At 68.8% G+C, this 14,265-nt stretch carries 14 protein-coding genes; 5 read left to right on the plus strand and 9 right to left on the minus strand.

The window, feature by feature from the left end; all coding sequences use genetic code 11:
- The 8 genes from flbD to ABN401_RS15195 all read right to left on the minus strand — a co-directional run.
- On the minus strand, positions 1 to 1,395 hold a 1,395-nt coding region (gene flbD / locus ABN401_RS15160), incomplete at its 3' end, for a sigma-54-dependent transcriptional regulator FlbD (protein WP_349685706.1).
- Positions 1,396 to 1,430: 35 nt separating this feature from the next.
- Positions 1,431 to 1,763 carry a flagellar motor switch protein FliN gene (gene fliN, locus ABN401_RS15165; RefSeq protein WP_349685755.1) on the minus strand — a complete coding sequence of 111 codons (333 nt, stop codon included), beginning with the start codon at positions 1,761 to 1,763 and terminating at the stop codon, positions 1,431 to 1,433.
- Complete coding sequence (locus ABN401_RS15170) at positions 1,760 to 2,422, minus strand: FliH/SctL family protein (RefSeq protein ID WP_349685707.1); 663 nt, start codon at positions 2,420 to 2,422, stop codon at positions 1,760 to 1,762. Before ABN401_RS15170 ends, fliN begins: the two co-directional genes overlap by 4 nt.
- Before the next feature lies 1 nt (position 2,423).
- Positions 2,424 to 3,449 carry a flagellar motor switch protein FliG gene (gene fliG / locus ABN401_RS15175; protein WP_349685708.1) on the minus strand — a complete coding sequence of 342 codons (1,026 nt, stop codon included), beginning with the start codon at positions 3,447 to 3,449 and terminating at the stop codon, positions 2,424 to 2,426.
- A gap of 11 nt (positions 3,450 to 3,460) precedes the next feature.
- Positions 3,461 to 5,098 carry a flagellar basal-body MS-ring/collar protein FliF gene (gene fliF / locus ABN401_RS15180; protein WP_349685709.1) on the minus strand — a complete coding sequence of 546 codons (1,638 nt, stop codon included), beginning with the start codon at positions 5,096 to 5,098 and terminating at the stop codon, positions 3,461 to 3,463.
- Between the two features lie 124 nt (positions 5,099 to 5,222).
- Positions 5,223 to 5,516: a helix-turn-helix domain-containing protein gene (locus ABN401_RS15185; protein WP_349685710.1), complete on the minus strand. Its 294-nt coding sequence runs from the start codon at positions 5,514 to 5,516 to the stop codon at positions 5,223 to 5,225.
- Positions 5,517 to 5,532: 16 nt separating this feature from the next.
- On the minus strand, positions 5,533 to 5,853 hold the full coding sequence (locus tag ABN401_RS15190) for a type II toxin-antitoxin system RelE/ParE family toxin (protein WP_349685711.1): 321 nt from the start codon (positions 5,851 to 5,853) through the stop codon (positions 5,533 to 5,535).
- Between the two features lie 65 nt (positions 5,854 to 5,918).
- Positions 5,919 to 6,599 carry a murein L,D-transpeptidase catalytic domain-containing protein gene (locus ABN401_RS15195; protein ID WP_349685712.1) on the minus strand — a complete coding sequence of 227 codons (681 nt, stop codon included), beginning with the start codon at positions 6,597 to 6,599 and terminating at the stop codon, positions 5,919 to 5,921.
- Positions 6,600 to 6,725: 126 nt separating this feature from the next.
- Between ABN401_RS15195 and ABN401_RS15200 the strand changes: the two genes are divergently transcribed.
- From ABN401_RS15200 to ABN401_RS15215, 4 genes are read left to right on the plus strand one after another with little or no spacing between them, the layout of a single operon-like run.
- A complete protein-coding gene (locus tag ABN401_RS15200) occupies positions 6,726 to 8,054 on the plus strand; it encodes a metal-dependent hydrolase family protein (protein WP_349685713.1) in 1,329 nt (442 codons plus the stop codon).
- A gap of 38 nt (positions 8,055 to 8,092) precedes the next feature.
- Complete coding sequence (locus tag ABN401_RS15205) at positions 8,093 to 8,962, plus strand: TIGR01459 family HAD-type hydrolase (RefSeq protein ID WP_349685714.1); 870 nt, start codon at positions 8,093 to 8,095, stop codon at positions 8,960 to 8,962.
- A gap of 38 nt (positions 8,963 to 9,000) precedes the next feature.
- Positions 9,001 to 9,456: a MaoC family dehydratase gene (locus ABN401_RS15210; protein WP_349685715.1), complete on the plus strand. Its 456-nt coding sequence runs from the start codon at positions 9,001 to 9,003 to the stop codon at positions 9,454 to 9,456.
- Between the two features lie 9 nt (positions 9,457 to 9,465).
- Positions 9,466 to 10,407, plus strand: a complete 942-nt coding sequence (locus ABN401_RS15215; RefSeq protein ID WP_349685716.1) for a bifunctional riboflavin kinase/FAD synthetase — start codon at positions 9,466 to 9,468, stop codon at positions 10,405 to 10,407.
- A 4-nt stretch (positions 10,408 to 10,411) separates the two neighbouring features.
- Here the strand turns inward: ABN401_RS15215 and ABN401_RS15220 are convergent, their stop codons facing one another.
- Positions 10,412 to 10,990 carry a DUF3828 domain-containing protein gene (locus tag ABN401_RS15220; protein ID WP_349685717.1) on the minus strand — a complete coding sequence of 193 codons (579 nt, stop codon included), beginning with the start codon at positions 10,988 to 10,990 and terminating at the stop codon, positions 10,412 to 10,414.
- A gap of 228 nt (positions 10,991 to 11,218) precedes the next feature.
- On the opposite strand from ABN401_RS15220, the gene ileS reads away from it, so the two are divergent.
- Positions 11,219 to 14,248, plus strand: coding sequence for an isoleucine--tRNA ligase (gene ileS / locus ABN401_RS15225; RefSeq protein ID WP_349685718.1), 3,030 nt, complete (start codon positions 11,219 to 11,221; stop codon positions 14,246 to 14,248).
- Positions 14,249 to 14,265: the final 17 nt, after the last annotated feature.

The raw sequence follows: 14,265 nt of genomic DNA on the forward strand, positions 1-14,265 counted from the left end.
CGCCGCGCTCGCGCCGTAGCCCGCGCCCGCCACGCCCGTCTGGGGGGCCATGATCGGCGTGCCCTCGTCGGCGTATTCGTTCAGCTTGTTCCGCAGTGTCCGGATCGAGATGCCCAGGATGTTGGCCGCGTGCGTCCGGTTGCCGAAGCAGTGGCTGAGGGTATCCAGGATCAGCGACTTCTCCATCTGGGCCACGGTCTGACCGACATAGGCCCGGCTCACCGCGTCCGCCGTCTGAGCCGCCCGCGCCGCCGGACCCGTGTCCGACAACCCGCCGATGGCGCCGCTGAGCGGCTGACCATCCGGCAGGCGAATGGCCTCGACGTCGATCTCGGGCCCGACCGCCAGCAGGACGGCCCGGTGCATGGCGTTCTCCAGCTCGCGCACATTGCCCGGCCAGCGGTGAGCCGCCAGCGCGCGGCGAGCATCGGCGGAGATCGCCCGAACCGGCACGCCGTTGGCGGCGGCGTATTTCCTGACGAAGTGATCGGCCAGCACCGCGATGTCGCCCGGCCGCTCGCGCAGGCTGGGCAGGCGCAGGTTCACGACGTTCAGCCGATACAGCAGGTCCTCGCGGAACGTCCCCTCGCTGACCGCACGGGCCAGGTCGCGGTTGGAGGTGGCGATGATGCGGATGTTGACCGGCACCGGCTTGGTCCCGCCCACACGGTCGATGATCCGCTCCTGGATGGCGCGCAGCAGCTTGGCCTGCAGCCGGGCGTCCATCTCCGAGATTTCGTCCAGCAGCAGGGTGCCGCCGTCGGCCTCCTCGAACTTGCCGATGCGGCGGGCCACGGCGCCGGTGAAGGCCCCCTTCTCGTGACCGAACAGTTCGGATTCCAGCAGGTTGTCCGGGATGGCGGCGCAGTTGACGCTGATGAACGGCCGCTCCGCGCGCTTGGAGTTGGCGTGGAGGTAGCGGGCCATCACCTCCTTGCCGACGCCGCTCTCGCCGGTGATCAGGATGGAGGCTTCGGACCGTGCGACCTGGTCGGCCAGCTGCGTCACCGCCTTCATCGCCGGATCGGCCGAGATCATCGGCCGCTCGTCGTCGGCCACCGCCGCCAGCACCGCCGCGATCAGATCGGCCTCGGGCGGCAGGGGGATGAACTCCTTGGCCCCGGCCCGGATGGCGGCGGCGGCCTTGTCCGCGTCGTTGTCGACGCCGCAGGCGACCACCGGCACGAAAATCCGCTCCAGCTCGTTGGCCGCGATCAGCCCGGCGATGTCCAGGTTATAATCGACCATAAGAAGGTCGGCCCCCTGCCCGCGACGCAGTTGCTCCGTCGCCTGGTCTGTGCGCTCGACGTGATTGACCTTGGCGCCGTGCGCCATGGCCATCTTCACCGCCGCCGCGAGCTGGCCCGAAAGCCGTCCCACCACCAGAAGCCGCATGGGTCTTCTCCTCTAACCTACTGGAGCACCGGGCCTTAGGCGGCCTGGTCCTCGGTCTTGATGATTTCCGTCATGGTCACGCCCAGGCGGTCCTCGACGACGACGACCTCCCCGCGCGCGACCAGGCGGTTGTTGACGAAGATGTCGATGGCCTCGCCGACCTTTCGGTCCAGTTCCAGCACCGATCCGCGATTGAGCTTCAGCAGCTGGGCCACCGTCATGTGGGCCTTGCCCAGGACGGCGGAGATGTTGACCGGCACGTCGAAAACGGGGGCCAGGTCGAGCGCCGACTTGTCCCCGGCCTCGTCGATCGTGGCCAGGGCGGTGGACTCCGGAAACTCTTCCAGGGCGAGGTCGTCGGCCATCAGAAATCACTCCCAGGGGAAACGGATTCGGCATGACCCGCCTCGGACGCGAGGGCCGAGGTCAGGACGGTGGAGATGCGATCGGCGGCGGCGGCGGGGTCGAAATCCGCGCGCCCGTCGGCCCATTCCAGGGCGAAGGCCGCGACCGCCATGGCGGGATCGTCGCGGAACGACACCAGGCCCGAAAACCCGGCGTCGGTCGCCACGGCCTCGATCGCGGCGCGCGTCGCCTCGTCCAGGCCCGAGGCCCGCACGACCAGGCGCGGCGAGGCGTCGATCTCCTGGCCCAGGGTCTCAAGCGCCGACTGCAGCGGCCCCAGCGGCAGCCGGTCCAGGGCGGCGGCGGCGATCACGCGCGCGGCCGTCAGGGCCAGTTCGGCGGCATGCTCGCGATGCGTCTGGGCGACCTGGTTCAGGGCAGGCACGGCCGTCGTCATGGCCTGGCCGAGAGCGGCGATCGCCATGGCCTGGATGCTGGCGGTCTCGGCCAGGGCCGCCTCGCGCGCCTCCAGCCGGGCCTGGGCCACCAGAGCCTCGACCTCGGCCGGCATATAGGCGCGCTTGGTCGGTCGGAAGCTCGAGGCCCGCACGACCGTGCCCGCGTCGTCGAACTCGGTGTCGAAGGCGAAGGGACGGCTGGCGATGGGGGCGGACTGGGTCATGTCAGTAGATCAGCTCGTCGTCGCCGGACGCGCCGGCCAGCATGATCTCGCCGCGCGCCGCCAGGTCCTTGGCCACGGTGACCATGGCCATCTGGGCGGTGTCGACGTCCTTCAGCCGGACGGGCCCCATCGATTCCATGTCCTCGCGCATGATCTTGGACGCACGCTCGGACATGTTGGTGAAGAACATCTCGCGCAGCGGCTCCGACGCCCCCTTCAGCGCCAGCGCCAGGGAGTCCTTCTCGACCGCCCGCAACAGGGTCTGGACCCCGCCCGGATCCAGCTTGTTCAGGTCCTCGAAGACGAACATCAGTGCCCGGATGCGTTCGGCGCTCTCGCGGTTGCGCTCTTCCAGGGCGCCGATGAACCGCGCCTCGGTCTGGCGGTCGAAGCTGTTGAAGATGTCGGCCATCATCTCGTGGCTGTCGCGCTTGGACGTGCGCGCCAGGTTCGACATGAACTCGGTCCTCAGCGTTTGTTCGATCTTGTCCAGGATCTCTCGCTGCACCGGCTCCATGCGCAGCATCCGCTGGACGCACTCCAGGGCGAAGTCCTCGGGCAGGCTGGTCAGCACCCGCGCCGCGTGGTCCGGCTTCACCTTCGACAGGACCACCGCGACGGTCTGGGGGTATTCGTTCTTCAGATAGTTGGCGAGAACCGCCTCGTTCACATTGCCCAGCTTGTCCCACATGGTGCGACCGGCGGGGCCGCGGATCTCCTCCATCAGGCCTTCGACCCGCTCGGCCGGCATGAAGGACGCCAGGAGGCGCTGCGTCTGCTCGAAGCTGCCCATCACCGAGCCCGAGCCGGACATGCCCGAGACGAACTCGACCATCAGTTCCTCGACCACGGTCGCGCTGACAGTCCCCAAGGCGGCCATGGCCTGGGAGATTTCCTTGACCTCGTCGTCGTCCAGGCTCTGCCACAGGCGCGTGTGGTCCTCGCCCAGCGCCAGCAGGATGACGGCGGCCTTCTCGGGCCCCGACAGCTTCCTGGCGTCGTCGACGGAGGCTTTCTTGCTGACCATCCGGGCCGCCATCAGCCCTCGTGGACCCAACTGCGGATGATCGAGGCCGATTCATCCGGGTGCTTTTCCACGAAGTCCGCGACCTTCTTCACCGACGACGCCTTCACCTGTCCTTCGATGCGGGCGATGTCGAGCCGCTGCTCCATCTCCGACGGGCCACCCAGCTGGCCCATCGGGCCGCCGACCACCGTGGTCTGCAGCGACGTCACAGGCACCTGGCCGCCGCCGGCTCCGGCCAGGGCGGGAACGCCCGCGCCTCCGCCCGCGGCCGACTTCATCAGCGGCCGCAGCACGAAGAAGATCAGCAACAGCCCCGTGATCAACAGCACCGCCAGCTCGACGCCGCGCATGATGTCGTTCTTGGTGAAGTTGAACAGCGGATCGCCCCCGTCGGTCCCGCCCGCCGACACCAGGGCGTCGCGGTTGAACCGGACATTGGTCACCCGCACCTGGTCACCCCGGCTCTCGTCGAAGCCCATGGCGGCCTTCACCAGGTCCTCGATCTGGGTGATCTCCTCGGCCGAGCGCGGCTCATAGGTCGGCTCACCGCCCGGTTCGGCGGCCGGGGTCAGCTTGCCGTCCACGGCGACGGCGACCGACAGCTTCTTGACCTCGCCCGGCTCCTTGACCGTGGTGGTGGTGGTGTTCGAAATCTCGTAGTTGGTGGTCTCGCCGTTGACGGTCTCGGTCGAGCCCAGCGGTGTCTCCGCCGGAGCCTCGCCCCCGGGGATGTTGTTCGCCGCCGTCGCCCCGCCGTCGTTGACCCCCGTGGTGTCCTGCGACTGACTGCCGTTGGTCGAGGTCGAGCGCACCACCTGACCGTCCGGATCGAACCGCTGCTCCTGGGTCGTGGACCGGCTCATCTCGATGTCGGCGGTGACCTGCACCCGCGCCGCGCCAGGCCCCACGACCCCTTCGACCAGGTCCTTGATCCGTGACTGCAACTGCGCCTCGGTGCTGGTCTTGGCGGCCTCCGCGGTGGCGGAGTTGAAGCCCTCCTCGTCGTCGGCGGCGGCCAGGGTCTGGTTGGTCTCGTCGACGACCGTCACCTTGCCCGGCTTCAGGTTCGGCACCGACGAGGCGACGACGTTGCGGATGGCCCGGACCTGGTCGACCGACAGCGCCCGGCCGTTCAGCCCCACCACCACAGCGGCGGTGGGATCGGCCGCGTCCGCCTGGAACAGCTCGCGGCGCGGCAAGGCGATCTGGACGCGGGCGGACGAGATGCCGCGCATGGACATGATGGTGCGGGCCAGCTCTCCCTGGAGGGCGCGCTGCTCGCTGATCTGCTGCTGGAACTCGGTCTGGCCCATGACCGACTGGTTGTCGAAGATCTCGTAGCCGACCGAACCCGAGGTCACGAGACCCCGTCCCGCCAGCATCAACCGCGCCTCGCCGACCTGATCGCGGTTGACCATGATGGTGGAGCCGTCGCCGCGCGTCGAATAGGCGATGCCCGCCTGTTCCAGCGAGGAGGTGATCTCGCCGGCCTCGCGCAGGTCCAGATTGGAATACAGCAGGGCGTCCGGAGCCTGACCCAGCCGCATCATCAAGACGACCAGGGCCGCGGCCACGCCCGCGCCGACGCCCAGCACCATGGCCAGGCGACCGATCCCAAATCTCTGCAACGCCGCCGTAAAGCCGCCCACGCGCCCCACCCGAGTACTGGCGGGGATCCAGACACGCCCGCTAGGCAGAAACTGCCGCCCGCGTGGTTAACGGCGGTTTAAGCGGGGTCGGTCGGGGCGCGATTGTGAGGGGACGACCCGACTCTCAGGTTCCAAGGGCGCGCGCCACGGCCTCAGGCTCGCGTTCTATGACACGAAGCAGAAGTCGACTGCCGGTGTCCGGCTGACGTCGGTTCTGCTCCCATTCCTCGATGGTGGCCTTGGGCAGGCCGTAGCGGGCGGCGAAACCGGCTTGCGACAGCCCTTGCGCCGTCCGGATCGCCTTAACGTCCACCTTCTCCGGGGCATGGACGCGATAGGTCCCGGGGTCGGCCCGGCCCTCCTTGATCTCGACCGCCTCCTCCAAGCCTTCTGCGATCTTGTCAAATGCGCTCTTCATCGTCTTCTTCCTCGCCTCACCTTTTCAAGGCCGTGGTCAGCCGCGCCAGGGCGTTCTTTTCGGCACCCGTCAGACTGGCCTTCTCTCCCTTGCCGAAGACGGTCAGCAGATAGACGCCTTCCGGACAGGTATAGAAGGTGATCACCCGGTAGCCGCCTGATTTTCCGTGGCCGCGACCTGCGATCCGAACCTTCCGGCATCCGCCCGTTCCAACGATCAAATCTCCGGCCTCGGGGTCGGCGGCGATTGTCAGAATGGCCGAGGTCCGCTCGGCGTCCGTCATCCCGGCGTCCCTGGCGGCCCGATCGAAGGCACGGGTCTCGATGACCGTTTCCACAGCCCGGTTATCCGTCAATGACGGACAAACGTCAAGCGACCGTCAGAGATGCCGGATGAGACTCTCTAGGCCGCCGCGAACAGCAGCCGGCCGTGGCCCATGCGCTCGCGTAGCATCGGCAGATCGGTGTGGGCGGTCGAGAAACAGCCATAGGACCGTCCCAGCTTGCCCTCGCGCGCCAGGAACTCGGGGTCGGCATAGTCCGCGCCGTGGATGATGATCGCCCGGTCGCGCGCCAGGTTGTTGGAATACTCCAGCCCGTCGAGCAGGACGTTGGGCCCCTGTTGCGAGCCCCAGCTCGGCCCGGCCGTGGCATAGGCCCCGACCGAGGACATGTGGCTTTCGGGCTCGTTGGAGAAGCGCCGGGCGAAGCCGGAATGCTCGGGATCGGAACCCCGTCCGTGGCTGGTCCGCAGCGCCGTCACCCGTCCACCGATCAGGTCGACTTCGTAGAGGCGCTGCTCGCCGGAGAATTTCTGGAAATCGACCAGATACATCCGGTCGCGCAGCGGCAGGCGCTCGTGATGGATGTCCAGCGCCGCCATGGCACGGCTCATCAGCTCGGGGCGGACCAGGCGTTGCGGATCGAGGGGCGGCGGAACGATCTGGACGGCGGCGGTATAGGTCGGCGGAGGAGGCGGGGTCACCGCGGCCACTGTGATCGGCGGCGGCGGCGGGCTCGCGGTAGCGCAACCGGCCAGCATGGCCGAGCCGCCCAGGATGATGCCTCGTCTCGATAGCCGCATGCGACGCCCTCGTTGCGGTTATGCCGAAGCCGCTAGGTGTTTCACAAACCAGCCCGGCTCTTCAAGCGAAGGCTTGGCGACAGTCCGATGCGGAGTATGGTGCCGCCCCTTATCGGGAGGTTGTTCATGAAGTCCTTTGCCCTCGCCCTCGTCGCGAGTCTCGCCGTCGCCGGCGCTTCGCAGGCGCAACAGAGCCCGCCCTCGCAGGCGATTCCCCAGGCCGGGGAAACCGTGTTCGTCCAGGCGGGGCGGCTGTTGGCGGACCCCGAGACCGGCGTTGTGCTGCGCGATAAAACTCTCGTGATCGTCGGCGGCAGGGTGACGGAAATCCGCGACGGGTTCGTTTCAGGAGATGGGGGCGAAGGCAATGTCGTCGATCTACGCCAGCATTTCGTCCTGCCGGGCCTGATCGACAGCCACGTCCACCTGACCAGCCAGCAAAATCCCAACGCCCGCCTGATGGGCGTGACCGAGAGCGAGGCCGACCGGGCCATCCTGGGGGCCCAGTACGCTCGCCGCACCCTGATGGCCGGCTTCACCACCGTCGCCGACCTGGGCGGATCGAACAACGCCGTCTTCGCTCTGCGCGACGGCATCGCCGCCGGCCAGGTGCCCGGCCCCCGCGTCATCGCCTCGGGCAGCTCGGTCTCGATCCACGGCGGCCACGGCGACGTGAACGGCTACAGCGAAGAGATCATGCATCTGTTCTCGGGCGAGAGCATCTGCTCGGGCCCCGAGGACTGCATGCGCGCGGTCCGTACCCAGGTCCGCGCCGGGGCCGACGTCATCAAGATCACCGCGACCGGCGGGGTGCTGTCCAACACCGCGGCGGGCCTGGCCCAGCAGTTCACCGACGCCGAACTGGCCGCCATCGTCGAGGTCGGCCACCGCATGGGCCGTCGCGTCACCGCCCACGCCCACGGCGTGGACGGCATCAACGCCTTCCTGCGCGCAGGGGGCGACTCGATCGAGCACGGCACCTATCTGGACGACGCCTCGATCCGCCTGTTCCGCGACAACGACGCCTATCTGGTGCCAACGCTTCTGGCCGGCGACTTCGTGGCCCGCATCGCCTCCAGCCCGGGCAACTTCTTCACCCCGGCCCAGACCGCCAAGGCCCTGGAGGTCGGTCCCAAGATGGTGGACATGGCCGCGCGCGCCCACGCCGGCGGCGTCCGCATCGCCTTCGGCACCGATTCCGGCGTCTCGGCCCACGGCGACAACGCCCAGGAGTTCGCGCTCCTGGTCCGCGCCGGCATGACCCCGCTGGAGGCCGTCCAGTCCGCCACCGTCGTCGCCGCCGAACACCTCGGCCTGTCGAACGAGGCGGGCCGGATCGCGCCCGGCATGCCCGCCGACATCATCGCCGTCGACGGCGACCCCCTGGCCGACGTGACGGTGCTGGAAGACATGGACTTCGTCATGCGCGGCGGCGTGGTTCATCGCAACGACTAGACTTTGATCGGGGGCGGGGTCGGGCTAGTCAGCGCGCCATGACCCTGCCCCATCCGCTCCCCGCCCTGTCCGCCGTCGCCGCCGACTATGATGTCCTGCTCTGCGACGTCTGGGGCGTGATCCACAACGGGCGCGAAAGCTGGCCCGAGGCCTGCGACGCCCTGATCCGGTTCCGCGAGCAGGGCGGGCAGGTCGTGCTGATCTCCAACTCGCCGCGCCCGGCCCATGACGTGGTGGATCAACTGGATCGTCTCGGCGTGCCGCGCGCCGCGTGGCAGGCATTCGTCACCTCGGGCGACGCCACCCGGGCGGAGCTGGCCAGGCGCGCGCCGGGCCCGGTCTGGATCATCGGTCCGGAGCGCGACTGGCCCCTCTATGACGGACTGCCTCTGGACCGCGCGGAAGGCGCCGCCGACGCCGCCTTCCTCTCGGTGACGGGCCCCATCGACGACGAGACGGAGACCCCCGAGGACTACCGCGAACGCCTGACCCCCGCCGCCGCCCGGGACCTGGAGATGATCTGCGCCAACCCCGACCGCATCGTCCAGCGCGGCGATCGGATCATCTACTGCGGCGGATCGCTGGCCGATCTCTATGAACAACTCGGCGGTCGGGTGACCATGGCCGGAAAGCCGTTCGGCCCGATCTACGCCCTGGCCCTGACCGAGGCCGAGCGGCTGCTGGGACGCCCGGTCGATCGGTCGCGCGTCCTGTGCATCGGCGACGGGGTGGTGACGGACGTCATGGGGGCCAACGCCCAGGCCCTGGACTGTCTGTTCATCGCCCAGGGCATCCATGGCGACGCCGCGCGCGGCCCCGACGGTGCCCTCGACCCTGAACGCGCCGCCGCCCTGCTCACCGCTGAGACCACCTACGCCCGCTACGTCGCGCTGGAGCTCATGTGGTAGTCCTCGCCAAATCAGAAGCGCCCCGCTAACACCGGCCCATGAACACCGGACCTCACCCCTCGGGCGGCTATATCCTCGAAGAACTGTCGCCCGGCATGATGGCGATCAAGGACGTGATCATCACCGAGGAGCGCATCCAGCAGTTCGCCGAGGCGTCGGACGACTTCAATCCCGTGCACATGGACGAGGCCTTCGCCTCCAGGACCGCCTATCGCGGCCGGATCGCCCACGGCCTGCTCAGCGCGTCATTCGGCTCGGCCGTGGTCGGCACAATCCTCCCCGGCGCGGGGGCCATCTACCTCAGCCAGAGCCTGGCCTTCCACAAGCCGGTCCGCATCGGCGACGTGGTCCAGGCCCGCATCACGGTCGCCGCCGTCGACGCCGAATCCGCCCGCGTCACCCTGCACACCGAAGGCTATGTCGGCGGCGAGCTCATCATGGGCGGCGAGGCCATCGTCCGCGTGCCCCGCCGGCGTCGCCCGGCCAGGGACTGACCGGGGGTCGTGCCGATCCAGATCGTCCACGGCTGGCGCGACCTGCCGCTCGACCGGCGCGGAGCCGCCGCCGCCGTCGGGGCCTTCGACGGCGTTCACCGGGGCCATCAGGCGGTGATCGGCGCGGCGCGCGAGGCGGCCCAGCGCCTGTCCGCCCCCCTCGCCGTCGTCAGCTTCGAGCCCCATCCCCGCCGCTGGTTCCAGCCCGAGGCCGCGCCGTTCCGGCTGATGACCACCGCCCAGATGGCGCGCGCCCTCGAAGACCAGGGCGTCGACCGCCTGCACCTCCTGCCCTTCGACGCCGGGATGGCGGCCATGACCGACGCGGCCTTCGCCCGTGATGTCCTTTCATCCGGCCTCGGACTGCGCCATGCCGCCGTCGGCTTCGACTTCACCTATGGCAAGGGCCGGACCGGCTCGCCCGAGGCCCTGACCCGCATAGGACGCGACCTCGACTTCTCCGTCTCGGTGACCCAGCGTGTCGACGACCGGGGCGGGCTGAAGCTGTCGTCCAGCGCGGTGCGAGAGGCGCTCGCCGCCGGCGACATGACCCGCGCCGCGCGCATCCTGGGCCGCCCCTTCGCCATCGAGGGCGAGGTGGTTCACGGCGACAAGCGCGGCCGCACCATCGGCGTGCCGACCGCCAACGTCCGCATGGGCGACTATATGCGCCCCGCCTACGGCGTCTTCGCCACCCGAACCCGCCTGCCCGACGGCCGCGTCATCGACGGTGTCGCCAACCTGGGCGTCCGCCCCATGTTCGAGACCCCCGAACCCCTGCTGGAGGTCTGGCTGTTCGATTTCTCGGGCGACCTCTATGGCCAGGTCGTCGAAACCCGGCTGATCGAGCGGCTGCGGGGCGAAATGACCTTCGACGGCCTCGACGCCCTCAAGGTCCAGATCGACGCGGACGCCTCGGCGGCGCGCGCGGCGCTGGCCGCCCACGCCTGAGGCGTCAGCCCCGCGCCTCGGCCTCGGCCATCAGGGTGTCTTTCAGCGAGGTCATGCCCATCTCGATGTCGTCGACCTTCCAGTTCGGCCCCTCCCGGACGAGGAACAGGGTCGCCGTCTTCTGCTCGCCCAAGTTTGTGAAGACGACCGAGGCCTGGGCGGTATTGGCGTCGCCCTGGGCTGTGGCCATGGAGTTGACCACGAAGCCCTCCTGATCCTGGCACTGGCAGAAGGGGTCATAGTTCAGGGTCGGGACCTCGCCGTTGGCGGCGCGGAAGTCGTCGCCGATCAGGGCGTTCATCGTGCGCGAGAAGATCGGGTCCTGGCCGGGCGCGGGCGGATCGCCCTGGGGACCTCCGGCGACGTACTGAGCGAAGATGGCGCGGACGAAGGGCTCCGGCCCCTCGGCGGCGGCGGCGTAGATCTGGTCGCGCGTGACCGGGCCGTTGTCGATCGGCGGCACGCCGGCGGACGCCGACGCGACGGCCTCTGCACCCTCGGCGGGCGCGGCCTCTTCAGCGGGCGAACAGGCGGCCATGGTCACGCAGGCGGCCACGGCGGTCAGCGACATCAGCACACGCATGGACAGTTTCCCCCATCGGCGTCCCCCTCGAACGCCAGTCGAAGCGGAGGTTAGCCGAACGCGCCGCTTTTCCCAGCCCCCCGGCCCTGATAGGACCGCCCCTATGCAAGGGCGCTCGGTCATCACGATCCGGATTAGCGGCCCGGCGGCGTAAGGCGGGGCGCTCAGCCCCCACGCCGACCGGGTCCGTTCCCACGCCGACCGTCCAACGATTTTCCGAGACAGACCATGTCCGACGCCCCGTCCGATTCCGCTCCTGCCGGCCGCGATTATCGCGAGACCGTCTTCCTGCCCGAGACGCCGTTTCCGATGCGCGGCGGCCTGCCGCAGAAGGAGCCGCTGATCCTCGAGCAGTGGGGCGACCTGTATGGCCGCCTGCGCGCCGAGCGGCAGAAGCAGGACGCGCCGCTCTATGTGCTGCACGATGGCCCGCCCTACGCCAACGGCGACATCCACATAGGCCATGCCCTGAACAAGACGCTGAAGGACTTCGTGGTCCGGTCGCGGTTCCTGCTGGGCTACGACGTCGACTACGTCCCCGGCTGGGACTGTCACGGCCTGCCGATCGAGTGGAAGATCGAGGAACAGTACCGCGCCAAGGGCCGTCGCAAGGACGAGGTCTCCAAGGCCGAGTTCCGCGCCGCCTGCCGCGACTACGCCGCCGGCTGGATCGACGTCCAGGCGGCCCAGTTCAAGCGCCTGGGCATCACCGGCGACTTCGGCAATCGCTACGCCACCATGGACTTCGGCACCGAGGCGGCGATCGTCCGCGAGTTCCATAAGTTCAAGAACTCCGGCCAGCTGTATCGCGGCTCCAAGCCCGTCATGTGGTCCCCGGTCGAGCGCACGGCGCTCGCCGACGCCGAGATCGAATACCACGACCACGTCAGCCCCACGATCTGGGTCAAGTTCCCGGTCATCGCCGCCACCGACGACCATCCGGATGACCTTCTGGCCTTCCGCCATTCGACGCCCAGCGTGGTGATCTGGACCACCACCCCCTGGACCATCCCGGCCAACCGGGCGATCAGCTTCGGCCCCGAGATCGCCTATGGCCTTTATGAGGTTCAGTCGATCGAACAGGACCTGGAGTTCCAGCCCTGGGCCAGAGCCGGCGACCGCCTGATCCTGGCCGACAAGCTGGCCGAGGACGTGATGAAGGCGGCCAAGGTCGCCACCTTCACCCGCCTCGACGACATTGATCCGGCAGGCCTGGTCTGCGCCCACCCCCTGGCCGAGCTGGACGACGGCTACCGCTTCAACGTGCCGCTTCTGGACGGGGACCACGTCACCGACGACGCGGGCACCGGCTTCGTCCACACCGCCCCCGGTCACGGGGCCGACGACTATGAGGTCTGGCGCGCCCACGGACATCACGAGGTGCCCGACACCGTCGACCAGGACGGGGCCTACTATCCCGGCGTGCCCCTGTTCGCGGGCCTCAAGATCCTGGAGACCGAGGGCAAGAAGACCGGCAAGTTCGGCCCGGCCAACGGCGCGGTCACCGAAAAGCTGATCGAGGCCGGCACCTTGCTGGCGCGCGGCCGGCTGGAGCACTCCTATCCGATGAGCTGGCGCTCGCGGGCCCCGGTGATCTTCAGGAACACCCCCCAGTGGTTCATCCGCATGGATACGGCGCTGGACCACGGTTCGGGCGAGACCCTGCGCGAGATCGCGCTCAAGTCCATCGACCAGACCGCCTTCCACCCGGCGGCGGGCAAGAACCGCATCCGGTCCATGGTCGAGGGTCGCCCCGACTGGCTGGTCAGCCGCCAGCGGGCCTGGGGCACGCCCCTGGCCATGTTCGTCGACAAGCACACCGGCCACCCCCTGCACGACCCCGAGGTCGACGCCCGGATCGTCGCCGCTGTCGAGGCGGGCGGAGCCGACGCCTGGTTCGAGACGCCCGACGCGGAGTTCCTGGGCCTGCACGACCCGGCCAACTACGAAAAGGTCCAGGACATCCTGGACGTCTGGTTCGACTCGGGCTGCACCCACGCCTTCGCGCTGGAGCCCCGGACGCCCGAGCACGGCTACACCGGCGATCGCCCGTCGCACTGGCCGGCGGACCTATATCTGGAAGGCTCGGACCAGCATCGCGGCTGGTTCCAGTCCAACCTGCTGGAGGGCTCCGGCACGCGCGGCCGGGCCCCCTACAAGGCCGTCCTCACCCACGGGTTCACCCAGGACGAGAACGGCGAGAAGATGTCCAAGTCCAGGGGCAACACCGTCGATCCGGCCACGGTCATCAAGGAGAGCGGCGCCGACATCCTGCGCCTCTGGGTCGCCCTGGTGGACTATGCCGAGGACCAGCGGATCGGAAAGCAGATCCTGCAGACCACGGTCGATGCCTATCGCAAGCTTCGGAACACCGTCCGCTACCTGTTGGGCGCCCTCAGCGACTTCGACGAGGCCGAGCGCGTCGACTATGCCGACATGGCACCGCTGGAGCGGTTCATCCTGCACCGGCTATGGGAACTGGATGGCCAGGTCCGCACGGCCTACGACACCTACCGCTTCCAGGATGTCGTCCGCCCGGTGCTGGAGTTCTGCTCGGGCGATCTGTCGGCGCTGTATTTTGATATCCGCAAGGACAGCCTCTACTGCGACCGCCCCGATGCGATCCGCCGCCGCGCCGCCCGCACAGTGATGCACGAGGTCTTCCTGCGCCTCACCGCCTGGCTGGCTCCCCTGACGCCCTTCACGATGGAAGAGGCCTGGACGACGCGGTATCCGGACGGCGGCACGAACTGCGCGCGGGTGATCCCGGAGACGCCGGCGGAGTGGTGTGACGGCCAAGGAGCGACGAAGTGGAGGGCCATCAACGATGCGCTCCGCGTTGTAAACCACGGGCTTGAGATCGAACGCGCCCACAAGAACATCGGGGGGGCACTCGATGCTGCGCCAGTCGTCGTTTTGGACCACCCCTACTATTTCGCGTTCAATGTGCTCGCGGAACAGGCTGGAATGCCGGTCAATGAGTTTGCTGCTGAGGTGTTTCGAACCAGCACTGCCGTTCTTCACGAGGGCCTGAGTCCGAGCATGCAGGATCAGCACGCCTTCGCTGAGTTCAAAGAGGGTGCGAACACCGTGACCCTTGCGAACGTCCCTGGGGTCTGGGCCCGGATAGACAAGGCGTCGTTCGCCAAGTGCGCCCGATCATGGCGTCGCGACGGGACCGTAGGCGACGATAAGGAATACCCCGACCTCAGCGCCCGCGACGCCGACGCCGTGCGGTGGTGGGACACGCACCGCTGATCCAACGCTCCGCGCGG

This window comes from Brevundimonas aurifodinae (assembly GCF_040195595.1).
Lineage (GTDB): Bacteria > Pseudomonadota > Alphaproteobacteria > Caulobacterales > Caulobacteraceae > Brevundimonas > Brevundimonas aurifodinae.